This window comes from Blastococcus sp. SYSU DS0533 (genome assembly GCF_054050775.1).
Genome location: NZ_JBJGZZ010000004.1, coordinates 134,715 through 156,675 on the forward strand (window position 1 = coordinate 134,715; position 21,961 = coordinate 156,675).

The window sequence follows — 21,961 nt, forward strand, 5'->3', positions numbered from 1 at the left end:
CCCGGGTTGCCGAGTGGTGGCCCGGCGAGGGAGGTTGCCCGACATGGACGCCAGGCGACGGCACGACTCCGGACTGCTGGTCGAGGAGCGCGGGCACGTCCGCGTGCTCACCCTCGACCGCCCCGAACGGCGCAACGCCCTCTCCACCGAGGTGCAGGCCGACCTCGTGGAGGAGCTCCTCCGGGTGGTCGAGGACGGCGTGCGCGCGGTCGTCCTCACCGGCACCGGGCCGGCGTTCTGCGCCGGCCTCGACCTCAAGGAGATCCGCGCCGCCGACGAACGGGGCGAGCGCTTCCGGCCGCCGATGAACCGGCCCGGGCGGTCGCTGTTCGAGGTGGTCACCGAGACGCCCGTGCCGGTGCTCGCCGCGCTGAACGGGCCGGCGGTCGCGGGTGGCTTCGAGCTCGCGCTCGCCTGCGACCTGCGGATCGCCTCGCCGGCGGTCCGGTTCGCCCTGCCGGAGGCCGCGATCGGCATGGGGGCCAACTTCGGCTCGGTGGTCCTGCCCAAGCGGATCCCGGTCGGCATCGCGCTGGAGATGCTGTTCACCGGCGACCCGATCGACGCGACCGAGGCTCAGCGCTGGGGTCTGGTGAACCGGCTGGTCGAGCCCGACCGCGTGCTGCCCACCGCGATGGAGCTCGCCGACCGGATCGCCGCCAACGCGCCGATCTCGGTCCGCCGGATGAAGGAGACCGCGGTCAAGGCGCTGGAGCTGCCGCTCTGGCAGGGGCTGCGGCTCGACGTCGGGCCCAACCCCTATCTCAGCGAGGACCGCCGGGAGGGCATCGCCGCCCGGCTGGAGAAGCGGGCACCGCGCTGGACCGGCCGCTGAACGCAGGCGAGGGCGCCGTCAGGTGCCCGGTCGGTGCAGCTGGACCAGGCCGGCGCTGACGGCATGTTGCGGAACCGCGACGTTCATGACTTTCCCGTAACGGCTCGTCCCACCCGTCAGACCGGGATGACGGCGGGGGGTCGCGGCTGCGAGGGTCCGCCTGTCCGTGCCGGTACCGACCCCGAGGAGACGTCATGAACTGCGCGCACTGCGGAGCCGTGCACCAGCGAGGCCGCTTCTGCGTCGGCTGCGGCAAGACGATGCCGCCGTCGTCGCTGCCGCCCCGCCCGGTCCGCCTCGCCCCGCGCCCGCCCTACGAGGTCACCGACGACATGACGCAGCCGGTGCTCCGCTTCGACGTCGAGCAGCGCCGCTCCCCGGCCGCCGAGCGGCTGCGGACCCGCGTCGGCTGACGTCTTCCCGCCCCGAGGGCGCCGCTCCCACGGGGGAGCGGCGCCCTCGTGGGTTCCAGCCGGGAGGCGTGGCCGGTGCCCGCTTCACCCGTCCGGGTGACCAGGCTCACTGCTAGCAATCTGCTTGCAGTTGTTAGCACGCCGGGGATGCGGGGCACACACAGAACCGTCAGGTCATCCCCGAACCCTGGAGCTGTGTCCCGCCATGACCGACAACAACGCCAAGATGATCAACCAGCTGCGCGCCCTCGTCCTGCTCACGCAGACCGAGGAGCAGATCGCACGCACCCGGATCAGCCAGGCCCGCACCGACGCCGTCCGTCGCGAGCTCACCCAGAACGCCGACAACGCCGCGGCGCGCTCGCTGGAGATCACCGAGCAGCTGCGCGCCCTCGGTGGCGTCCCCGACGTCGTGACTCCGGTCGTCGGCCGCCTCTCCGCCGCCCTCAAGGCCACGTTCGAGCAGACCACCTCCATCGAGGAGGCCCTGCTGCAGGACCTGCAGCTGGAGCACCAGCTGCTCGACCGCGCCACCTACCTCAAGGTGCTCGCCGAGACCGCCGGTGAGACGAAGACCCAGCGGCTGGCCGAGAAGCTGATCGAGGCCCACAGCGCGACGGTCGAGTGGCTGACCGTCGTCCTCGCCGAGGAGGCCCTCGGTGGCCCGGCCGCCCTCCAGCCCACCCCGGTGCAGAAGGTGGCCGGTGGCGTCGCCCGCGCGGTCAACGCCCCGGTGCGCTTCTGGGCCAACACGGTGAACAACGCCGTCGACACGGTGCGCCACGCCGGCGAGGAGACCTCCGACCGGTTCTCCGCCGTGGGTGACCGCGCGTCCGCCTTCACCGGTGCGGTCCGCGAGACCCTCACCGTCGGCCGGGCCGCCTCGCTCCGCCGCGCCGAGCGGATCGCGCAGCGGGAGGGCAACGACGAGGCCGCCGAGGCGGCGCGCACCGCCCGCGAGGAGCTGGGCGACGTCACCGCCGACGAGCTGCCCATCAAGGGCTACGACTCCATGTCGGTGCAGGACGCCGTCAAGGCGGTCAAGCAGCTGAAGACCCCGCACGACATCAACGTGATCATCCGCTACGAGGAGACCCACAAGAACCGGTCGAACGTGGCGAGCGCCGCCCAGACCCAGCTGGCCGCCCTGGCCAAGGACGCCGTGGGCGTCAGCGAGTGACGCACGGGCCCCGTCCGCTGTGACGGGGCCGGGCACACGGAGGGCCCGCATCCCCACGGGGGTGCGGGCCCTCCGCGTGCGCCAGATCGCGTGCCTCCCAAGTTTGGCACGCCGACGACGAAGGGGAAGCCTGCACCCATGAGCATCACACCCGAGGCCCTCGAGGCGGAGTTCTCGCTGACGACGGCCGCGACCCGGCTGGACTTCCTCAGCCGCCGCGACAACGGCGACACCGCGCTGAACACCGTCAGCGACGACAGCACCGACGACTGGTCGGCCTCCCTGCGCGACACCGGTACCCAGCTGGACGTCTACGAGGCGCTGGAGCTCCTCGCCCTGGGCGAGGTGGTCTCGCGCCGGGCCCACGACAGCCAGCTGGTCGGGATCCGCGCCGCGCTGCGCGGCGGAGCCGGGTGGGAGCAGATCGCCGCCGCCCTCGGGGTCACCCCGGAGCAGGCGTGGGACTCCTTCACCGAGTCGATCGACCGCCAGCTCGACGCCGGGGCCGCCGAGAGCGCCCGCGAGCTCGCCGGCGCCCGCCCCGGCCGCTGAGCCGGGGCGGCGGCGGGCGATCCGAGGTCAGCGCACCTCGACCCCCCGCCAGAAGGCCACCCGGTCGGTGATCTCCCGCGCGGCCTCCTTGGGCTGGGGGTAGTACCAGGCGGCGTCCGCGTTCTGCTGCCCCTCGACCTCCAGGGTGAAGTAGGAGGCGGTGCCCTTCCAGCTGCAGACGGTGTGCGTCTCCGAGGGGCGCAGCACGTCGTCGCGGACGGAGCCGCGCGGGAAGTAGGCGTTGCCCTCGACCGTGACGATGTCGTCGGACTCGGCGATGACGACGCCGTTCCAGGTAGCGGTGGTCATGCCCCGATCGTCCTCCGCCCGCGGCCGCGGCGCCGGTTGCGATCGGGGGCGTGACGCGCGACGGGGTGGGCATGGAGGAGTGGGTGACCACCCGGTCACCGATCCGAGCCCGGACCACAGGAGGACCTCCCATGGCGCAGCCCCACCAGCACGGTGCCGACGACCGGAGCGAGGGTGAGGGCACCCCGAAGGGCAGGCGGCTCGGTCGCGTGCTGATCCCGCTGGGGATCCTCCTGGTGATCCTCGGCATCTTCACCTACATCCTGGTCGTCACCCTGGGGAGCACGGGCGACGACGAGGACGTCCTCGACAACGAGGGCGCGGCGGCCACCGTCGTCCTCGAGGTGCCGGCGCCGCTGCCCGGCTGACCTGCCTGCGGGGTCAGGAGCGCAGGAGGGCGAAGGTCGCCACGGCGTGCACCAGCGCCTTGCCGTCCTGCTCCACGTCGGCCTCGCAGACCGTGAGGTGCTCCCCGCGGCTGCGCAACCGGGCGGTCACCTGGACCGGCCCGGTGGTGCCCGGGCGCAGGTAGGTGACGGTCAGCTGGCTGGTCGCCGGCACCTCGCCGTCGCCGGTCGTGGTGCGCACCGCCTGCCCCATCGCCGTGTCGACCAGCGTCGCCAGCACCCCGCCGTGCAGCGTCCCGGCCGGGTTGAGGTGCTCGTCGGTCACCTCGAACGCCATCCGGGCGGCGCCGTCCCCGTCCGGCTCGGGCCGGGCGCCCAGTCGCTCGGCGAACCCGCTGGCCGTCTCGTCGTCGCTCATTGTGGGCGGCTACCCGGCGCGAGGCGGGCGCACGCCCCGGGCGCGGGATGGCCGGGGCGGGCGGGGTGCACGGCGCCCTCCGTCACCCCTCGACGCACCGGGCTGCACCACCGGATCCCCGGCGCCCCGGTGGGCGAGGATCCCCGGGTACGCACCTCGACCAGTCATCCAGGAGTCACCCATGAGCCACCCCGGGAACGGCCCGGACCAGAACCCGTCCGGTCAGCAGCCGGGCCAGCCCGGGCCGTACGGGCAGCCGGCGCAGCCCGGTCAGCCGGGTCAGCCCGCCGGCGCTCCGGTGCCGCCGCAGCGCGGCGCCACCCCCGGGGGTCAGCCGCAGCAGAAGAGCAGCCCGGTCAGGAAGGTCCTCCTGGCCGTGGGTGGCGTCCTGGTCGCCCTCGTCGCCGTGGGCCTGCTCTTCAGCATGCTCGGAGGAGGGGAGCCCGAGGTGGGTGACTGCGTGGCGAACCTCGACGGCGAGCAGGTCGAGACGGTGGAGTGCGGGGCCGCCGAGGCCGAGGCCCGCATCGTCGGGATCGACGAGCAGGAGCTGGACTACGCGGACTTCCTGGAGCAGGACGTCTGCCTCGACTTCGAGTCCGCCGTCGGCGCCATCTGGGTCGGCGACGACGAGGCCGAGCCCGGCACGATCTACTGCGCCGAGCCGGTCTGACCCCTGCGCCGCGCCGGGTGCCCCGCCGGTCGGCCGGCGGGGCACCCGCCGTTCCCGCACCCGGTGGTCACGTTCCCTGCGCGGCGCGGTCCGCGTCGCCGCGCCGCTCCAGGTAGAAGGCGCCGAGCGCACCGGCCAGCGTGGCGAACACCGCCACCGAGTAGGTGGCCAGGGCGATGTCGAGGACACGGGCCAGCCCTCCGTCGGCCGTGAGCGGCTGCCCGACGATCGTGGCGAGGGCGGCGTCGTAGAGCGCGGTGCCGTAGGAGTCGTAGGCGCCCAGGACGTACAGCAGCTGGCTGGTCGCCAGGACCACCACGACGGTCACCGCACCCAGCCAGCCGATCCGGCCGCTCAGCAGGCGCCCCGCAGACCGCGAGCCGCGGACCGCCGCCGACACCACGCCCCCGACGCGCGCCGCGCGCAGCAAGGCCAGGGCGCGGGCGAACCGCAGGAACGGCACCGCCAGGAAGATGACCTGCCACCAGTTGCGCACCCAGAAGCGGCGCTGGTCGCGGGCGGTGACGGCCCGGTGGACGAACTCCGCCACGAACACCGCCCAGAGCACCCAGCCGACGACGCTGAGCGTGGTCGTGAGCCAGGGCTGCCGGGCGAGCGACTGCCCGAGGACGACGAGCACGAACACCAACCCGAGCGCCCCCATCGGCTTGTCCAGCCGCCGGGCCAGCCCCGTCTGCTCAGGGGTGTCGTCGCTCGCGGGGAGGGGCGCGCCGCTGGAGCGGAACGGGGAATCGGGCTGCGGGCGCTGCATCGACGCTTCCTACCCCGCGTGCGACGCGGTCCCTCCCCGGTTCAGGGCAGCCGGTGCAGCAGCGCGCGGGCGACCGCGGCCAGCCGGCCGCCGGTCGTCCGCGCGGCCAGGGACTCCAGGCGGGCTGCGGCCAGCCGTAGCAGCGAGGGGACGTCCGCCGACGGGCCGGCGTGCTCGTCCCGGCTGCCGGTGCGCATGCCCCCAGGCTCGCAGCTCGCCGGTGCGGCGGGGTGGGGGGCTCGTCGATGCCGGTACGGGCATGCTTAGGTGTGCCTCACCTACCTCGAGGAGGACCTCAGTGACCAGGCTCGGGCGCGCGATCGCCGCCGTCTCCACCCTCACCCTCGCGGCGTCCCTGGCCGCGTGCGGCTCGGACGCGGACACGCTCACCGTCTACAGCGCCCAGCACGAGAGCCTGGTCCGCGCGATGCTCGAGGACTTCACCGAGGAGACCGGCATCGAGCTGGAGTTCCGCGATGCCAACGACTCGGAGCTGGCCAACCAGATCATCGAGGAGGGCGACGCCTCGCCGGCCGACGTCTTCCTCACCGAGAACAGCCCCGCCATCTCGGCCGTGGACCAGGCGGGGCTGCTCGCGCCGCTGGACCAGGCCACCCTCGACCAGGTCGACGAGCAGTTCCGGCCGTCCTCGGGCAACTGGGTGGGTTTCGCCGCCCGTTCGACGACGCTGATCTACAACCCGGCGGAGATCGGCGAGGACGAGCTGCCCGCCTCGATGCTCGACCTGGCCGACCCCGCGTGGGACGGCCGCGTCGGCATCGCCGCCGGCGGCGCGGACTTCCAGGCGATCGTGAGCGCCGTGCTCGAGCTCGAGGGCGAGGAGGCGACCCGGGAGTGGCTGGCCGGGCTCGAGGAGAACGCCGAGATCTACGCGAGCAACACCGCGATCATGAAGGCCGTCGACGAGGGCGAGGTCCCGGTCGGCATCACGTACCACTACTACTGGTTCCGCGACCAGGCCCAGGACGGCCTCATCGGCGACGACGCCGCGCTGCACTACTTCCGCAACCAGGACCCGGGCGCCTTCCTCAGCACCTCGGGCGCCGGGGTGCTCGCCTCCTCCGACCAACCCGAGCAGGCCCAGCAGCTGGTCGCGTACCTCACCGGCCGCGCGGCGCAGGAGCGGCTCGCCGGCAGCAGCGCGCTCGAGTACGCCGTCGGGTCCGGTGTCGCCTCCGCCGAGGCCCTTCCGCCGCTGGCGGACCTCCAGGCGCCGGCCGTCGACCCGGGGACCCTCGACGCCCCGCGGGTCACCGAGCTGATGCAGGAGGTGGGTCTGCTCTGACCCCTCCCGCGCCCAGCGCCACGGGCCCCGGGGCACCGGCCCGGCCGGTGCCCCGGGGTTCCGGCGCGTCCGGGAGCCGGGGCCGGCGACCGCTGCGCCGGACGCCGGTCACCCTCGCGCTCGCCGCCTGCGTCGCCGCGCTCGCGCTGCTGCCGCTGGTGCACATCGCGGCGTACACCGTCGACGTCGGCTGGTCCGGCGTCCGCGAGCTGGTGCTGCGGCCGCGGGTCGCCGAGCTGCTCTGGAACACCACCCGCCTGGCGCTGGGCACGGTCGTGGTCTGCGCGGTCCTGGGGGTCGGCGCGGCCTGGCTGGTGGCGCGCTCGTCGGTGCCCGGACGGCGTCTGTGGCACGTGCTGCTGGTGGCGCCCCTGGCGGTACCGGCGTTCGTGAACAGCTTCGCGTGGATCTCGCTGCTGCCGGGTCTGGACACCTACGCCGGCGCGCTGCTGGTGGTCTCGCTCTCGTACTTCCCCTTCGTGTACCTGCCCGTGGTGGCCGCGTTCCGCGGCCTGGACCCCGCCCTGGAGGAGACGGCCCGCGGGCTCGGGCTGTCCGGCTGGGCGGTATTCCGGCGCGTGCAGCTGCCGCAGCTCCGCGTGGCGCTGCTGGGTGGCGGCCTGCTGGTGGCCCTGCACGTCCTGGCCGAGTTCGGGGCGCTGCAGATGCTGCGCTACCCGACCTTCACCACCGCCATCTACGACCAGTACCGGGCCACCTTCAACGGCCCGGCGGCCACCATGCTGGCCGGCGTCCTGGTGCTGCTGTGCCTCCTGCTGCTGCTGGCCGAGGTCCGGTTGCGGGGTCACCGCGGGTACGCCGGCAGCGGGCGGGGCGCGGCCCGCCCCGTCCGGCCGGTGCGGCTGGGCGCCCTCGCCGCGCCGGCGCTGGTGGCGCTCGCCGGGCTCGTCGGCCTGGCCCTGCTGGTCCCCCTGGGCGCGCTGGCCTACTGGCTGGCCGGAGGTGCGCCGGCCGGTCCCGACTGGGGTGACCTGGTCGCGACGACGGGTACCACGCTGGCGCTCGCCGCCGCCGCGGCGGCGCTCACCACCGCCATGGCCCTCCCCACCGGGTGGCTGGCCGTCCGCGCCCGTGGGCGCACGGCGACGCTCCTGGAACGGGCCACCTACCTGGGCAGCTCGCTGCCCGGCATCGTCGTCGCGCTGGCGCTGGTCACGCTGAGCATCCGGGTCACGCCGTGGCTGTACCAGACCGTCCCCGTGCTGCTCGCCGCGTACGCGATCCTCTTCCTGCCCCGGGCGATCGTCCCCGTCCGCGCGGCGGTCGAGCAGTCCCCACCGCTCTACGACGACGTCGCCGCCTCCCTGGGGTCCTCCGGCGCCGACCGGCTGCGCCGGATCACCCTGCCGCTGCTCGCGCCCGGCCTGGGTGCCGGCGCGGCCCTGGTGTTCCTCGCGGTCGTCACCGAGCTCACCGCCACCCTGCTGCTCGCCCCCACCGGCACGGCCACCCTCGCCACCGCGTTCTGGTCGGCCAGCAGCGCGCTGTCCTACGGTGCGGCCGCCCCGTACGCGGCCGTGATGGTGCTGCTCTCCGCGCCGGCCACCGTCCTGCTGTCCCGCCACACCCGACGAGGTCCGACCCCATGAGCTCCCTCACCGTGACCGGCCTGACCAAGGCCTTCGGCCCCACCCCTGTGCTGACCGGTGTGGACCTCCACGTGCCGGCCGGCGGGTTCACCGCCCTGCTCGGCCCCTCGGGCTGCGGCAAGACGACGCTGCTGAGGCTGGTCGCCGGCTTCGACGACCCCGACAGCGGCACCGTCGCCCTCGACGACCGGGTCGTGGCCGGTGCCGGGCGCGGCGTGCCCGCCCGGCAGCGGGGGATCGGCTTCGTGCCGCAGGAGGGCGGCTTGTTCCCCCACCTGAGCGTCGCGGGCAACGTCACCTTCGGCCTGCCCCGCCGCCGGCGCGCCGACCGCGGACGGGTCGCCGAGCTGCTGGCGCTGGTGGGCCTGGACGCCGACCTGGCCGACCGGTCGCCGCACCAGCTCTCCGGCGGCCAGCAGCAGCGGGTCGCCCTCGCCCGGGCGCTGGCCCCCGAGCCGGCACTCGTCCTCCTCGACGAGCCGTTCTCCTCCCTGGACGCCGCGCTGCGCGAGGACACCCGGCGAGCCGTCCTCGCCGCGCTGGCCGCCGCCGGCGCGACCGCCGTGCTGGTCACCCACGACCAGTCGGAAGCGCTGTCGATGGCCGACCAGGTGGCGGTCCTCCGGGACGGCCGGCTCGTGCAGCTGACCGACCCTCGGACCCTGTACCGGCGGCCCGCCGACCTCGACGTGGCGGCGTTCGTCGGCGAGTCGGTGGTCCTCGACGCCGAGATCCGGGACGGCAGCGCGCTCTGCGTCCTGGGCGCGCTCCCGGTCGACGGGGGGGCGGCCGAGGGGCCGGCCAGGGTCCTGCTGCGGCCGGAGCAGCTGCGCCTCGGGCCGCCGCTCGGCGCGGGCGCCCGGGCGCGGGTGCAGGCCGTCGACTTCTACGGTCACGACTCCCGCGTGTGGCTGACGCTGGCCGACGGCGGGACGGTGACGGCCCGGCTGGAGGGGACTCGGCTGCCCGCGGTCGGGCAGGAGGTCACGATCGAGGTGGCCGGCGCCGCGCTGACCTTCCCGGCCGACGCCCGTGCCGCGCGGCCGGACGCCGCCGACCGGGCGGACCGGGGGGCGCGCCGCGACCCGGTCGTCCGCACAGGTTAGGAAAGCCTAAGCTGACGCGCATGGACCTGTTCCTCTTCACCGTCGACCCGCAGTGGGGGCGCGACGTCGTGGCTGCCGGTGCCGCCGGCATCGTCATCGACTGGGAGCGGCGCGGCAAGCTGCGTCGGCAGGCGGGGGAGGGGACCCAGGTCAACGAGGACACCCCCGAGGACCTGACGCGGGTGCGGGCGGCGACCTCGGGCCGCGTGCTCTGCCGGGTCAACGGCTTCGGGCCGTGGACGGCCGACGAGGTGACCGACGCGATCGCCCGCGGGGCCGACGAGCTGCTGCTGCCCATGGTGCGCTCCACCGAGGAGGTGGACCGGACCCTCGACCTCGTCGCGGGCCGGTGCGGCCTGGGCATCCTGGTGGAGACGCAGGAAGCGGTGGACCGGGCGGCGGAGCTGGCGCAGCGGCCCCTCTCGCGGATCTACGTCGGGCTGAACGACCTGCGGATCGACCGCCGGTCGACCTCGTTGTTCGCCCCGCTCGTGGACGGCACGGTCGACGCGGTGCGGGCGCAGGTGGCCGTGCCGTTCGGGGTGGGGGGCCTGACGCTCCCGGGCCGGGGGTTCCCCGTGCCCGGTGACCTGCTGGCCGCCGAGCTGGTCCGCATCGGCACGGGCTTCACGTTCCTCCGCCGGTCCTTCACCGCCGACATGGCCGGGCGCGACCCGTTCGTGGAGGTGCCGCTCCTGCTGCGCGCTCTGGACGAGCTGCGCCGGGCCGGCGCCGAGCGCGCCACCGCCTCCCGCCGGGCGTTCGTCGACGCCGTCACGGCGATGGCGCAGCAGGTCCCGGCGCGGGTGGCGCTGCCGGCGTGAGAGCCCTGGTGACCGGCGCCGGCGGGTTCGTCGGCCGGCACCTGGTGGCGCGGCTGGAGCGGGACGGCTGGCAGGTCACCGGGCTGACCCGCCGGGACGTCGACCTGGCCGATCCGGTCGCCGGCGCCGCGGCCGTGACCGCCGCGGACCCGGACGTCGTCTTCGCGCTCGCCGCCGGCCGGGCGAAGGCCACGGCGGCGGAGCGCGCCGCCACGACGGCGGTCAACACCACCCCCTGGCTCGTCGATGCCCTGCCCGACCGCTGCCGGGTCGTGGTCCGGCTCGGCTCCTCCACCGAGTACGCCGCCGCGCCGCACCCGCTCGCCGAGGACGCCGCCCTGCAGCCGCGCGGCTTCTTCGGCGCGACCAAGGCCGCCGGCTCGCTGCTCCTGCAGGCGGCGGCGGCCGAGCGCGGGATCCGGGCGGCCGTGCTGCGCGCCTTCCAGGTCTACGGGCCGGGCGACCACCCCACCCGCCTCGTCCCGGTCGTGCTGACCGCCGCCCGCACCGGCGGCACCGTGGCCCTGCCCGCCCACGTCAGCCGGCGGGACTGGGTGTGGGTGGGTGACGTCGTCGACGCCTGCGTCCGCGCCGCGGTGGCCGGCGACCTGCCCCCCGGCGCCGTGCTGAACATCGGCACCGGGGTGCAGACCGCCACCGAGGAGCTCGTCGCCACCGCCGAACGGGTCACCGGTCGGCCGATCCCGACCGCCCCGGGCGCGCACCCCGGGCGCGACTGGGACACCGCCGACTGGGTCTGCGACCCGGCGCTGGCCCGGCGGCTGCTGGGCTGGGCCCCCACGGTGGACCTCGCGGAGGGCCTGACCCGGACCTGGGCCGCGGGGTGACCGCCGGCGGGGGAGCGGGTCCCCAGGTGGCGGTCGTCGTCCCCGTGCACGGCAACGAGGCGACCCTCGCGGAGCTCGCCGACCGGCTCGGTGCGGCGCTCACCGGCCGGCCCTGGCGGCTGCGGCTGGTCGTCGACGCCTCGCCGGACGGCAGCGCCGCCGTGGCGCGCGCGCTCGCCGCCCGGGACGGCCGGATCGCGGTCACCGAGCTGGCGGTCAACGTCGGGCAGCACGCGGCGCTGGCGCGCGGGCTCGCCGAGGAGGCGGCCGGCGACGTCTGGGTCTGCCTGGACGCCGACCTCCAGGACCCGCCGGAGGCGGTGCCGCTGCTGCTCCACCGGCTGGCCGCCGGCGACGTGGCGGCGGTCTTCGCCGGGCGGCGCGGCCGCTACGAGTCGCCGCTGCGGCGGCTCACCGGCACGCTCCACCGGCGGGTGGCGGCCCGGCTGACCGGTCTGCCGCCGGACGCCGGTGCCTTCCTCGCCATGGGCCCGGCCGTGCGGGCCGCCGTCGTCACGGCCGTGCAGGAGCAGGGGGCGCCGAGCGTGGTGCTGGCAGTCGGCCGCTCCGGCCGGCCGGTCGCGAGCGTGCCGGTCGTCCGCGACCGGCGACCGGTGGGCCGGTCGGCCTGGACGGCCCGTGCCCGTGTGCGGCAGTCGCTGCGGTCGCTCTCCTGGGCCGCGCGCGGCCGCCGCTGACCACGGGCGGTCACCGGCTCCAGAGCTGCAGCACCAGGTCGGTCTTGCCGGCCGGGAACCCGCGCTCCTCGACCATGCGCAGTCCCGCCGCGCGGAGGATCGCGTCGTCGTCGGTGGGCTCGGGCTCGCCGTCGAGGAGCCGGCGCACCACCCAGACCCGGTCCGCACCCGGCGGTGCGTCGTCCGGGGGGAGGACGACGTCCGGGCGCAGCCGGGGCGCCAGGAGCCGGACGTAGTGGTCGAGGCCGGTGGCCGACCGCTGGTCGGCGGCGACGACCGGCTCGCCGGGCTGGTGCACCTCGGCCAGCACCGCGACCAGGTCGTCGGCCCGCTCGCGCGGACCCCGGTCGGCCAGCGGGGCGGAGGCCAGCAGGGAGCAGGCCAGCAGGAGGGCACCCGCCGGGACCCGGGCCGGCCGCGGGAGCGCCATCGCGCCGGCCGCCGCCAGCACGCCCAGGCCCAGCAGCCCGGCCAGCAGGTAGCGGGGCAGGTACACCGGCCGCACCAGTTCGGCGGCCACCAGCAGAAGTAGGGGCACGACCAGCCAGCAGGCACCGACCACGCGGGCGCCGGTGGCGCGGAACGCCCCGACCACGGCGAGGCCCAGCCCGAGGAAGAGGAGTGGGGTCCGACCACCGGCCCAGGCCTCGGCGGCGAGCGCGACCAGCTGCCCGCCGGTGTCGCGCAGGTGCTCGGCGTTGCGCGCGCCCGTCCCGTTCAGGACGGCGAGCGCCACGAAACCCACGGCGGGCAACCCGGCCAGGGCGCCGGTGAGCACGACCGGCAGGGCCTGCCGGCGCCGGAGCAGCAGGGCGGCGGTCGCGAAGGCCGCGAGCACGGTGAGCGCGTACCAGTGGGCCAGCCCCATCCCCGCGCCCGCCAGCCCGAACAGCACCAGTCCCCGGGGCGGCTCCTGGAGCCAGCGGACCAGCCCCAGCGCCGCCGCGCCGGTCGCGAGGACGGCGAGCCCGTAGCTGCGGGCCTCGACCGACTGCTCGAGCACCAGCGGGTTGGCGGCGAGCACCAGCCCGGCGAGCACACCCGTGCCCCGGCCGGCGAGGCGGGTGAGCGCACGGGTGGTCAGGGAGAGGCCGCCCGCTGTCGCCAGGAGGGACAGGACGCGGAGCGAGGCGTCACCGCCGAGGCCGGGCACCGACGTCCACAGGTGCGTCACCAGGTAGTAGGGGGCGTTGTAGGACGGCGGCACGCCGGCCAGGTAGCTCGCGGTCCCCTCGCCGGTGGCGATCGCGGTCAGGATGTCGCCCAGGGGCAGGCGGGCCACCTCAGCGGTGAACAGCTCGTCGAACCAGAGGCCGTGGCCGGGCAGCAGCAGCCACCCTCCGAGGAGGGCGACGAGCACCGCGGGCAGCAGCTCCACCGGCGACCAGCGCGGCGAGGCCGGCTCCCGGTCCGCGTCGTCGGGAGCGGTGACCGGGGAGGGGCTCTCCGTCGCCGTCGGCACCCCAGCAGGTTAGGCGACCCTGAGCGGGCCGCCGCTCACGGCACCGCGGCCCGGTCGATCAGGCGGGCTCCCGCCGCATCGGGACGTGCGGGATGCCGTCCTCCAGGTAGCCGGGCCCGCTCCGGCGGAAGCCGAACCGCCCGTACCACTCCTCGAGGTGCGCCTGCGCGCCCAGCGTCAGGGGCCCGTCGCCGTAGCTCGCCAGGGCGGCCTCGATCAGCCGCCCGGCCAGCCCGCGACCGCGCGCCACCCCGGCGGTGGCCACCCGGCCGATGGCCCGGGTCCCGCCGTCGTCGAGCACGCGGATGGTCGCCAGCACCTCGCCGCCCTCCTCGAACCAGAGGTGCTCGGTGGTGGGCTCCGCGTCCCGGCCGTCGAGCTCCGGGTAGGGGCATTCCTGCTCGACCACGAAGACGTCCACGCGCAGCCGGCACAAGGCGTAGACCTCGAAGGGTGTGAGGTCGGCGAACCGGGCGCGGCGCAGCACGGGTTGGGGGGCGGTCCCGGCGGAGGTCATGCAGGAGTTGTAGCCGGGGGGGCGGGCCGATCCTGCGCGCGGGGGGTCCGCCCGCGGAAAAGTCGGGGCAGCGGGGAGTGACGCGCGGTTGCGGGGTAGGAGGGCGGCATGTCGATGATGGACGCCCTGGACCCCTTCTCCGGCCGCCAGCCCGACGACGGCATCCCGGCGGCCGATCCGGGAGCCGGTGCGCCCCCGACCGCCGACGGGTACGGGATCGGCGGCGAGGACCCCGACCGTGCGCCGGAGACCGATGACGCGGCCGTGGGGGAGGACACCGACCCACCGGGGGACACGACCTTCCGCACGCCCGACCCGCACGACATCGGCCCGGCCTCGGAGAACTGACCGGCCCGGGCCGTCAGCCGCCCAGCGCGGCGACGGCCCGGGCCACCAGCTGGCAGCGACCCACCGCCCAGAAGGCGACGCCCCTTCTCGACGGACGACCGTGCAGAGGTACCCGCCCGTCGTGCGGTCATGCCGGTGACGTGCAACCGGATCGCGCCCCGCCCACCGTGCGGGGATCAGGTGCCGTAGCGGGCGGCGGAGCGAGCGCGCGCCTTCGCGGCCTCGACCTCCCGGTCCTTGGGCGGGGCGGCGGTGACCAGGGAGTCGAGGAGCCGCGCGGAGGCGGCGGCCACCTCGGCCACGGCCTGCTCGAACGCCTCGGCGTTCGCGCGCGAGGGCTTGGCCGTACCGCTGATCTTGCGGACGTACTGGAGGGCTGCGGCGTGGATCTCGTCCTCGGCGGCCGGGGGCGCGAAGTTGGCCAGCGGGCGGATGTTCCGGCACATGCCGGGCAGCGTAGGGGCGCGTCCACCCGGCGGGACGGCCGCGGAGCGCGGTGCGGGAGACGGAGGAGGACGACGCGATGGCGGTGGTGCTGGTGGACGTGGCCAACGTGGTCGGCGCCCGTCCCGACGGCTGGTGGAAGGACCGGGCCGGGGCGGCCGGCCGCCTGCTGGAGCGGCTGACCGGGCTCACGGGCGGAACGGTGACCGGGCCCGACGGACGCGAGCTGTCCTGCACCGCGGTGGTCGCCGTCGTCGAGGGCCGGGCCCGCGACGTCCCCGCGCCCGCCGGGGTGGCGGTGGTGCGCGCCCCCGGCAGCGGGGACGACGCCCTCGCCGGGACGGCCGTCGGGCTCGCGGACGCCGGCGAGGACGTGCTCGTGGTGACCGCCGACCGGGGCCTGCGCGCCCGGTTGCCCGACGGCGTCGCGGCGACCGGCCCGGGGTGGCTGCTGGCCGAGCTCGACCGGCGCACCGCATGACCACGGGGCCGGTCGGGTAGCCGGTTGCGGACAACCGGTGCCCCCGGGCACCGATCGCCGCCCCAGCGAGGAGCTCCCCGTGCCGATCCCCGACCCGAGCGGGTCACCCCTCACGGTGCTGGTCACCGGCGCCTCCAGCGGCATCGGCCGGGCGACGGCGGTGCGGCTGGCCCGCCGCGGCGCCCGGCTGCTGCTGGTGGCCCGCGGCCGGTCGCCGCTCGAGGAGACCGCCGAGGAGCTGCGCGCCGCCGGCGCGGCCGCCGTGACGGTGTGCCCGGCCGACGTGCTCGACGAGGAGGCGATCGCCGCGGTCGTCGCCGCTGCGGTGCGGGAGTTCGGCCGGCTCGACGTCGTCGTCCACTGCGCGCAGGTGATGGCCTACGGCCGGATCGAGGACGTCCCCAAGGAGGTGTACGAGCGCGTCGTCGACACCTCCCTGCACGGCACCGCGACCCTGGCCCGCCACGTCCTGCCGGTCTTCCGCCGCCAGCGCGCCGGGCACCTGGTGATCGTCAACTCGCTGCTCGGCACCGTGACGACGCCGCTGCTGGGGAGCTACGCCGTCGCCAAGTGGGGCCAGCTGGCGCTGGCCCGGGTGCTGCAGCAGGAGACCCGGGACGAGCCGGGGATCTCGGTCTCGGTGGTCCACCCGGGCGGCGTCAACACGCCGATCTACCACCAGGGCGCCTCGTACGCCGGCTCGACCGGGCGCCCGCCCCCGCCGGTCTACTCCGCGGCGCGGGTGGCCCGCCGGGTGCTCGCCACGGTCGACCGGCCGCGCCGGGCCGTGCAGGCGGGGCCGCTCAACCACGTGGTGACCGCGGGGTTCCGGTTGCTGCCCGGGCTGTACGACGTCCTCGTCGAGCCGCTGCTGCGCACCTTCGCCCTGGCCGGGGACGACGTGCCGCCCACCGAGGGCAACGTGTTCCGGTCCCGGCCCGAGGGCAACGCCGTCGAAGGGCGGTGGCGCAGCATCTGACCCGCCGACCCGGGGTCGTCCGCCGCCCGGTTGCGGACGGCGGGTGCGGGTAGGGGCGCCGCACCGCCCCGGCACCCGGGCGGGAATGGGGCGGCCCGGTCCGGGGCTCGCCGTCGCGCGACATCCAGGAGCTCGCATGGAAGACACCGCCCCCGAGCTGCAGACGATGCCCCCGGGCCTCTACGACGTCGTCCAGCTGGCGCTCCTCGGCGCGGGGTTCGCGCTGTTCGCCTACTTCCTGTACGCGCTCACCAGCCGGGAGGAGGTGTCGGCGCGGTACCGCCCCTCGGCCTACGCCGGCTTCTGCCTCGCGGCGGTGGCGGCCCTCGCCTACGCCCGCATGGTCAGCAAGTGGGACACCGGTTTCACGCTCCAGGGCGACGTGTACGTGCCGAACCCGGAAGCGCTGCAGACGATCAGCAGCCGCTACATCGACTGGTCGATCACCGTGCCGCTGCTGATGGTCGAGCTGCTGGCGGTGTGCTCGCTCGCCGGCGCGAGGGCGCGCAACCTGCGCTTCACGACCATGGCCGCGGCCTTCCTCATGATCGTCACCGGGTACATGGGCTCCCAGGTGATCGCCCAGGGCCGCGACACCACGGCGCTGGTCGTGTGGGGCCTCGTCAGCACGACCTTCCTGGTCTACCTCTACGTCGCGCTGATCGGTGCGGTCCGGGCGTCCCTGCCGACCATGGGCGCGGAGGCCGCCACCACCCTCCGCAACGCGACGATCGTGCTGCTCGGCAGCTTCGGCATCTACCCGCTGATCTACTCCATCCCCGTGTTCGTCGACGTCACCCCGGCCTGGCTCACCACCATGCAGGTCGGCTACTCGGTGACGGACGTCGTGGCAAAGGTCGGCTTCGGCGTGCTGATCCACAAGGTCGCCAAACTCCGGACCGCCGAGGACGTCGTCGCCGGCGTCGACACCCACACCGAGCCGGTGTGGTCGAGCAACGTGCACAAGAGCGACGCCGTGCTCCCGGAGCTCACCCGGGTGTCGACGGCGGTGATCGGCCGGGTCCGGGGTGAGGACATCCGCCCCGCCCGCGGCTGACGGCGTGTCCGGGGGCGTCGCCGCGTCGGCGACCGGGCGCGCCCCCGTGGCCCCGTTCGGAGCTCCTGCCCGGGCCGCGACCGGGTGGTCGTGCGCGACGGCCGGGGCGGTCCTGGCGGTCGAGGTCGTCGTCCCCGGTGGCTGGGGAACCACCGGCTCGGCGGCGGTGCTGGTCGCGGGACTCCTCCTGGGGCTGCCGCACGGTGCTGTGGACCACCTCGTACCCGCCTGGCGGTTCGGCTGGCGGCCGACCCGGCTGGCCAGCTTCGCGGCCGCGTACGCCGGCCTGGCCGCCGGGGCCTACGGGGTCTTCACCGCCGCGCCCGGCCCGGCGCTGATGCTCTTCGTCCTGGTCTCGGCATGGCACTTCGGAACCGGGGAGACGGCCTTCGCCGACCTGCGCGCCGGTCGCCCCGTGCGGCCGCGGCCGGCGGCGTCGCTGACCCTCGGGGGCCTCGTGCTGCTGGTGCCGTTGCTCCGCGGCCTGGGCGTTCCCGGCAGCGACACCGGCGCGCTCGCCGAGGCCGTGGCTCCTGGCTGGGGCGGCGTACCGCCCGGGGTCGCGTCGGCCGCCGTCGCCGTGCTCGTCGGCGCGGGGGGAGCGCTCGCGCTCGACCTGGCCCGCCGCCACCGGTGGCTGGAGGCCGGGGAGGTCGGGCTCCTGGTGGCGGTGGTGCTCGTGGTCCCGCCGCTGGCCGCATTCGGCGTCTACTTCGGGGCCTGGCACTCGGTGCGGCACATCGCGAGGGTGGTGGCCGAGGACCCGGCGAACGGTCCCGACCTCGTCGCGGGCCGGCTGGCGTCGCCGCTGCGCCGGTTCTCCCTGGCGGCCGGCGCGCCCACCGCCGCCGTCCTCCTGGCGCTCGCCGCCCTCTGGTCCTGGGCGGACGGCTGGCGCGGACTCGTCGCGACGGACCTGCCGCTGCTCGCGGCCCTGACGCTGCCGCACGTCCTCGTCGTCGGCTGGGTCGACCGGACCGCGGCGCGCGGCACCGTCGGGTGACCCGGGACGCGGGGGGCGAGCGCCCGGACGCGGTGCTGCCCCGCGGTCGGCGCACCCGCAGGCGGTCGCCGGGCGTGTGAACAGCGTGTTCCGTCCCGTCACAGGGCATTGCCCCGGCGACGGCGCGGGGCCAGGCTGGCCCCACCCGACCTGCGGGGGCCCACCCGGAGGCCGGCCCATGACCGCGGAACCACAGGAACACCACACCCGGCCGGTGGCCCGGCACGGCGTCGAGGCCGAGGCGGTGGAGGCCGGGTACCACCAGAAGCGGCAGCTGCGCACCGGCACGGCCGGCTGGGTGCTGCTGGCCGGCCTCGGCGTCGCCGCGGTGATCTCGGGTGACTACGCGGGCTGGAACTTCGGGCTGGCCGAGGGCGGCTTCGGCGGGCTGCTGATCGCCGTCGTCCTCATGGCGGTCATGTACTCGGCCATGGTGCTCGGGCTCGCCGAGCTGGGCTCCGCCCTGCCGACGGCGGGTGGCGGCTACACCTTCGCCCGCCGCGCGCTGGGCCCCTGGGGCGGGTACGCCACCGGCGTCGCGGTGCTCATCGAGTACGCGATCGCGCCCGCGGCGATCGCCACCTTCATCGGCGCCTACGTGGAGTCGCTCGGCCTCTTCGGCATCACCGACGGCTGGTGGGTCTACCTGGTCGTGTACGCGCTGTTCATCGGCATCCACCTCATGGGCGTCGGCGAGGCGCTGTCGGTGATGCTGGTCATCGCGGGCATCGCCGTCGCCGGGCTGGTGGTGTACCTGGCGGGGGCGATCCCGGCGTTCGACTCGTCGAACCTGCTCGACATCGCGCCCACCGGCGCCGCCGGCGCCTCGGACTTCCTGCCGTTCGGCCTCATGGGCATCTGGGCGGCGTTCCCGTTCGCCATCTGGTTCTTCCTGGCGGTCGAGTGCGTGCCGCTGGCCGCCGAGGAAGCCCGCGACCCCGCCCGGGCGATGCCGCGCGGCATCGTCGCCGCCATGGGGCTGCTGCTGGTGCTGGCCCTGCTCATGCTCGTCTTCACCGCGGGCGCCGGGGGCTCGGCGGCGATGTCGGCCAGCGGCAACCCGCCGGTGGAGGCGCTGGAGGTGGCCGGCTCGCCCGCGGCGCTGGTCACGGTGGTGAACTACGCCGGGCTGTTCGGGCTGGTGGCCAGCTTCTTCTCGATCATCTACGCCTACTCGCGGCAAACCTTCGCGCTGTCCCGCGCGGGCTACCTGCCGCGCGCCCTGTCGGTGACCAACGGCCGCAGGGCCCCCGTGCTGGCGCTGCTGGTGCCCGGAGCGATCGGCTTCGTGCTGTCGCTGACCGGCCAGGGGGCGATGCTGCTGAACATGGCCGTCTTCGGCGCCACGGTCTCCTACGTGCTGATGATGGTCAGCCACATCGTGCTGCGCCGCCGCGAGCCCGACCTGCCCCGCCCGTACCGGACGCCGGGCGGCACGGCGACCACCGGCGTCGCGCTGGTGCTGGCCGCGGCGGCCGTCGTCGCCACCTTCCTGGTCGACGAGGTCGCCGCGCTGTGGACGCTGGGCGCCTACGCGGTCTTCCTCGGCTACTTCGCCCTCTACAGCCGCCACCACCTGGTGGCCTCGGCCCCCGAGGAGGAGTTCGAGCTGCTCGCCGCGGCCGAGGAGGAGGTGCGATGACCGTGCGGCGCACGAGGCTGGGCGGGCGCACCTACGAGTTCCCGTCGCTGTCGGACCTGCTGGCCAAGGCGACGCCGCTCCGCTCCGGTGACGTGCTGGCCGGGTGCGCGGCGGAGTCGGCGGCGCAGCGGGTGGCCGCGCAGGTGGTGCTCGCCGACCTGCCGCTGACCACCTTCCTGGAGGAGCAGGTCGTCGGCTACGAGGAGGACGACGTCACGCGGCTGATCCTCGACACCCACGACCCGGTGGCCTTCGCGCCGGTGGCCGGGCTGACCGTGGGGGAGTTCCGCGACGAGCTGCTCACCTGGGCCGCCGAGGGCGACGAGACCGCGATCAGCTCGCTGGCCCGCGGCCTGACCCCGGAGATGGTCGCGGCCACCTCGAAGCTCATGCGCAACGCCGACCTGGTCGCGGTCGGGCGGCGGGCGCGGGTGGTGACCGGCCTCCGCAGCACCCTGGGCCTGCCCGGCCGGCTGGCCTCCCGGCTGCAGCCCAACCACCCGACCGACGACCCGGTGGGGGTGACGGCGTCGATCGTCGACGGGCTGCTGCAGGGGTCCGGCGACGCGGTCATCGGCATCAACCCGGCCACCGACTCACCGGCGCGGACGGTGGCTCTGCTGGAACTGGTCGACGCCGTCATCCGCCGCTACGAGATCCCCACCCAGTCCTGCGTGCTCGCGCACGTGACGACCACGCTGCGCGCGCTGGAGCAGGGGGCGCCGGTGGACCTGGTGTTCCAGTCCGTGGCCGGAACGCAGGAGGCCAACCGCGGCTTCGGCGTGACGCTGGACCTGCTGGCCGAGGCGCGGGCGGGCGCCCTGGAGCTGGGCCGGGGCACCGTCGGGCGCAACGTCACCTACTTCGAGACGGGGCAGGGGTCGGCGCTGTCGGCCGGCGCGCACCGCGGGGTCGACGGGCGGCCGGTGGACCAGCAGACGCTGGAGTGCCGCGCCTACGCGGTGGCCCGGCACTTCGAGCCGCTGCTGGTGAACACCGTCGTCGGGTTCATCGGGCCGGAATACCTCTACGACGGCAAGCAGGTGATCCGGGCCGGGCTGGAGGACCACTTCTGCGGCAAGCTGCTCGGCCTGCCCATGGGCGTGGACGTCTGCTACACCAACCACGCCGAGGTCGACGCCGACGACACCGACACCCTCACCCTGCTGCTCGGGGCGGCCGGCTGCTCGTTCGTCATCGCCGTCCCGGGGTCCGACGACGTGATGCTTCACTACCAGTCGCTGTCGTTCTCCGACGTCCTCACCGCCCGGCGGGTGCTCGGCCTGCGCCCGGCCCCGGAGTTCGAGGCGTGGCTCGCGCGGATGGACCTGCTCGACGCCGACGGGCGGGTGCGCACGCTGACCGCGGACGCGCCGGCGGCGAAGGCGCTGCTCGCGGCGGCCCGGCCGTGACCGTCACCGGCAGCGACCCGTGGGCGGTCCTGCGGGCGGCGACCCGGGCCCGGGTGGCGCTGGGCCGGGCCGGCGACGGGCTGCCGACCGCGCGCGAGCTGGAGTTCCGGCTGGCCCACGCGGTCGCCCGCGACGCCGTGCAGGAGCCCCTCGACCCGGCTCTCGTGCGGGCCGGCCTCGACGGGGTGCCGGTGGTCGAGGTGCGGTCCGCGGCCGCCGACCGCGCCGAGTACCTGCAGCGGCCCGACCTCGGCCGGCGGCTGGCGCCCGGGTGCACGCTGCCGAGGGACGGTTCGGACGTGGCCATCGTGCTCGCCGACGGGCTCTCGCCGCGGGCGGTGCACGAGCACGGGCCGGCCCTGACGGCGGCGCTGCTCGACCGGCTGCAGGGCTGGTCGGTGGGCCCGGTGGTGCTCGCGACGCAGGCCCGGGTCGCGCTCGGCGACGCAATCGGCGCGGCGCTGGGCGCCCGGGTGGTGCTCGTGCTCATCGGCGAGCGCCCGGGGCTCTCCTCGGCGGATTCCCTCGGGGTCTACCTCACCTGGGACCCGCGCCCGGGCCGGGCCGACAGCGAGCGCAACTGCGTCTCGAACGTCCGGCCGCCGCACGGGCTGGGCTACGCGGAGGCGGCCGACGTGGTGGTGCGGCTGCTGACGTCCGCCCGGGAGCTGGGTGCCTCGGGCGTGGCGCTCAAGGACGAAGGGCCTGCCCTGGGCGCCTGATGC

General features: G+C 75.8%; 27 protein-coding genes. 20 read left to right on the top strand and 7 right to left on the bottom strand.

The window, feature by feature from the left end:
• The first annotated feature begins 43 nt into the window (after window positions 1-43).
• The 4 genes from ACI79W_RS07085 to ACI79W_RS07100 all read left to right on the top strand — a co-directional run bounded on the left by ACI79W_RS07085 (window position 44) and on the right by ACI79W_RS07100 (window position 2,980).
• On the top strand, window positions 44-835 hold the full coding sequence (locus tag ACI79W_RS07085; protein ID WP_456561373.1) for an enoyl-CoA hydratase/isomerase family protein: 792 nt from the start codon (window positions 44-46) through the stop codon (window positions 833-835).
• A gap of 194 nt (window positions 836-1,029) precedes the next feature.
• Window positions 1,030-1,248 (top strand): hypothetical protein, encoded by a 219-nt coding sequence (locus ACI79W_RS07090; RefSeq protein WP_456561374.1) that lies wholly within the window; start codon window positions 1,030-1,032, stop codon window positions 1,246-1,248.
• Window positions 1,249-1,453: 205 nt separating this feature from the next.
• The gene (locus ACI79W_RS07095; RefSeq protein WP_456561375.1) at window positions 1,454-2,428 is read left to right on the top strand and encodes a ferritin-like domain-containing protein; all 975 of its coding nucleotides are present in this window, start codon (window positions 1,454-1,456) and stop codon (window positions 2,426-2,428) included.
• Between the two features lie 138 nt (window positions 2,429-2,566).
• Complete coding sequence (locus ACI79W_RS07100) at window positions 2,567-2,980, top strand: hypothetical protein (protein ID WP_456561376.1); 414 nt, start codon at window positions 2,567-2,569, stop codon at window positions 2,978-2,980.
• Window positions 2,981-3,007: 27 nt separating this feature from the next.
• On the opposite strand, the gene ACI79W_RS07105 is transcribed toward ACI79W_RS07100, so the two are convergent.
• Entirely contained in the window at window positions 3,008-3,289 is a 282-nt protein-coding gene (locus ACI79W_RS07105) for a DUF427 domain-containing protein (RefSeq protein ID WP_456561377.1), read from the bottom strand.
• 131 nt (window positions 3,290-3,420) lie between these two features.
• Here ACI79W_RS07105 and ACI79W_RS07110 point away from each other — a divergent pair, with 131 nt between their 5' ends.
• On the top strand, window positions 3,421-3,657 hold the full coding sequence (locus ACI79W_RS07110) for a hypothetical protein (RefSeq protein ID WP_456561378.1): 237 nt from the start codon (window positions 3,421-3,423) through the stop codon (window positions 3,655-3,657).
• Window positions 3,658-3,670: 13 nt separating this feature from the next.
• On the opposite strand, the gene ACI79W_RS07115 is transcribed toward ACI79W_RS07110, so the two are convergent.
• A complete protein-coding gene (locus tag ACI79W_RS07115; RefSeq protein ID WP_456561379.1) occupies window positions 3,671-4,054 on the bottom strand; it encodes a PaaI family thioesterase in 384 nt (127 codons plus the stop codon).
• Window positions 4,055-4,235: 181 nt separating this feature from the next.
• On the opposite strand from ACI79W_RS07115, the gene ACI79W_RS07120 reads away from it, so the two are divergent.
• On the top strand, window positions 4,236-4,727 hold the full coding sequence (locus ACI79W_RS07120) for a hypothetical protein (RefSeq protein ID WP_456561380.1): 492 nt from the start codon (window positions 4,236-4,238) through the stop codon (window positions 4,725-4,727).
• 67 nt (window positions 4,728-4,794) lie between these two features.
• Here the strand turns inward: ACI79W_RS07120 and ACI79W_RS07125 are convergent, their stop codons facing one another.
• The gene (locus ACI79W_RS07125) at window positions 4,795-5,499 is read right to left on the bottom strand and encodes a hypothetical protein (protein ID WP_456561381.1); all 705 of its coding nucleotides are present in this window, start codon (window positions 5,497-5,499) and stop codon (window positions 4,795-4,797) included.
• A 41-nt stretch (window positions 5,500-5,540) separates the two neighbouring features.
• Window positions 5,541-5,696 (bottom strand): hypothetical protein, encoded by a 156-nt coding sequence (locus ACI79W_RS07130; protein WP_456561382.1) that lies wholly within the window; start codon window positions 5,694-5,696, stop codon window positions 5,541-5,543.
• 101 nt (window positions 5,697-5,797) lie between these two features.
• Between ACI79W_RS07130 and ACI79W_RS07135 the strand changes: the two genes are divergently transcribed.
• Genes ACI79W_RS07135 through ACI79W_RS07160 form a run of 6 tightly spaced genes read left to right on the top strand, consistent with a single transcriptional unit; the run spans window position 5,798 to window position 11,891 of the window.
• A complete protein-coding gene (locus ACI79W_RS07135; protein ID WP_456561383.1) occupies window positions 5,798-6,805 on the top strand; it encodes an iron ABC transporter substrate-binding protein in 1,008 nt (335 codons plus the stop codon).
• Between the two features lie 47 nt (window positions 6,806-6,852).
• Window positions 6,853-8,415 carry an ABC transporter permease gene (locus ACI79W_RS07140; protein ID WP_456561384.1) on the top strand — a complete coding sequence of 521 codons (1,563 nt, stop codon included), beginning with the start codon at window positions 6,853-6,855 and terminating at the stop codon, window positions 8,413-8,415.
• Window positions 8,412-9,521, top strand: coding sequence for an ABC transporter ATP-binding protein (locus tag ACI79W_RS07145; protein ID WP_456561385.1), 1,110 nt, complete (start codon window positions 8,412-8,414; stop codon window positions 9,519-9,521). Before ACI79W_RS07140 ends, ACI79W_RS07145 begins: the two co-directional genes overlap by 4 nt.
• Window positions 9,522-9,541: 20 nt before the next feature.
• Window positions 9,542-10,345 (top strand): aldolase/citrate lyase family protein, encoded by an 804-nt coding sequence (locus ACI79W_RS07150; RefSeq protein ID WP_456561386.1) that lies wholly within the window; start codon window positions 9,542-9,544, stop codon window positions 10,343-10,345.
• Window positions 10,342-11,193, top strand: a complete 852-nt coding sequence (locus tag ACI79W_RS07155; RefSeq protein ID WP_456561387.1) for an NAD-dependent epimerase/dehydratase family protein — start codon at window positions 10,342-10,344, stop codon at window positions 11,191-11,193. The genes ACI79W_RS07150 and ACI79W_RS07155 overlap by 4 nt, the downstream gene beginning before the upstream one ends.
• 26 nt (window positions 11,194-11,219) lie before the next feature.
• Complete coding sequence (locus ACI79W_RS07160; protein ID WP_456561388.1) at window positions 11,220-11,891, top strand: glycosyltransferase; 672 nt, start codon at window positions 11,220-11,222, stop codon at window positions 11,889-11,891.
• 10 nt (window positions 11,892-11,901) lie between these two features.
• On the opposite strand, the gene ACI79W_RS07165 is transcribed toward ACI79W_RS07160, so the two are convergent.
• Window positions 11,902-13,353 carry a hypothetical protein gene (locus ACI79W_RS07165; protein WP_456561389.1) on the bottom strand — a complete coding sequence of 484 codons (1,452 nt, stop codon included), beginning with the start codon at window positions 13,351-13,353 and terminating at the stop codon, window positions 11,902-11,904.
• Between the two features lie 58 nt (window positions 13,354-13,411).
• Window positions 13,412-13,870: a GNAT family N-acetyltransferase gene (locus ACI79W_RS07170; RefSeq protein WP_456561390.1), complete on the bottom strand. Its 459-nt coding sequence runs from the start codon at window positions 13,868-13,870 to the stop codon at window positions 13,412-13,414.
• A 108-nt stretch (window positions 13,871-13,978) separates the two neighbouring features.
• On the opposite strand from ACI79W_RS07170, the gene ACI79W_RS07175 reads away from it, so the two are divergent.
• Window positions 13,979-14,218 carry a hypothetical protein gene (locus tag ACI79W_RS07175; protein WP_456561391.1) on the top strand — a complete coding sequence of 80 codons (240 nt, stop codon included), beginning with the start codon at window positions 13,979-13,981 and terminating at the stop codon, window positions 14,216-14,218.
• Between the two features lie 176 nt (window positions 14,219-14,394).
• On the opposite strand, the gene ACI79W_RS07180 is transcribed toward ACI79W_RS07175, so the two are convergent.
• The gene (locus ACI79W_RS07180) at window positions 14,395-14,664 is read right to left on the bottom strand and encodes a DUF2277 domain-containing protein (protein ID WP_456561392.1); all 270 of its coding nucleotides are present in this window, start codon (window positions 14,662-14,664) and stop codon (window positions 14,395-14,397) included.
• 50 nt (window positions 14,665-14,714) lie between these two features.
• Between ACI79W_RS07180 and ACI79W_RS07185 the strand changes: the two genes are divergently transcribed.
• From ACI79W_RS07185 to eutC, 7 genes are all read left to right on the top strand, one after another.
• A complete protein-coding gene (locus ACI79W_RS07185; protein WP_456561393.1) occupies window positions 14,715-15,143 on the top strand; it encodes a hypothetical protein in 429 nt (142 codons plus the stop codon).
• A 79-nt stretch (window positions 15,144-15,222) separates the two neighbouring features.
• Window positions 15,223-16,122 (top strand): SDR family NAD(P)-dependent oxidoreductase, encoded by a 900-nt coding sequence (locus ACI79W_RS07190; RefSeq protein WP_456561394.1) that lies wholly within the window; start codon window positions 15,223-15,225, stop codon window positions 16,120-16,122.
• 136 nt (window positions 16,123-16,258) lie between these two features.
• Window positions 16,259-17,179, top strand: a complete 921-nt coding sequence (locus ACI79W_RS07195; RefSeq protein WP_456561395.1) for a bacteriorhodopsin — start codon at window positions 16,259-16,261, stop codon at window positions 17,177-17,179.
• Window positions 17,180-17,225: 46 nt separating this feature from the next.
• Window positions 17,226-18,182, top strand: coding sequence for a beta-carotene 15,15'-dioxygenase, Brp/Blh family (locus tag ACI79W_RS07200; RefSeq protein WP_456561396.1), 957 nt, complete (start codon window positions 17,226-17,228; stop codon window positions 18,180-18,182).
• A gap of 178 nt (window positions 18,183-18,360) precedes the next feature.
• Window positions 18,361-19,824, top strand: coding sequence for an ethanolamine permease (gene eat / locus ACI79W_RS07205; RefSeq protein ID WP_456561397.1), 1,464 nt, complete (start codon window positions 18,361-18,363; stop codon window positions 19,822-19,824).
• Window positions 19,821-21,236, top strand: a complete 1,416-nt coding sequence (locus ACI79W_RS07210) for an ethanolamine ammonia-lyase subunit EutB (RefSeq protein WP_456561398.1) — start codon at window positions 19,821-19,823, stop codon at window positions 21,234-21,236. Before eat ends, ACI79W_RS07210 begins: the two co-directional genes overlap by 4 nt.
• Complete coding sequence (gene eutC / locus ACI79W_RS07215) at window positions 21,233-21,958, top strand: ethanolamine ammonia-lyase subunit EutC (RefSeq protein ID WP_456561399.1); 726 nt, start codon at window positions 21,233-21,235, stop codon at window positions 21,956-21,958. The genes ACI79W_RS07210 and eutC overlap by 4 nt, the downstream gene beginning before the upstream one ends.
• Window positions 21,959-21,961: the final 3 nt, after the last annotated feature.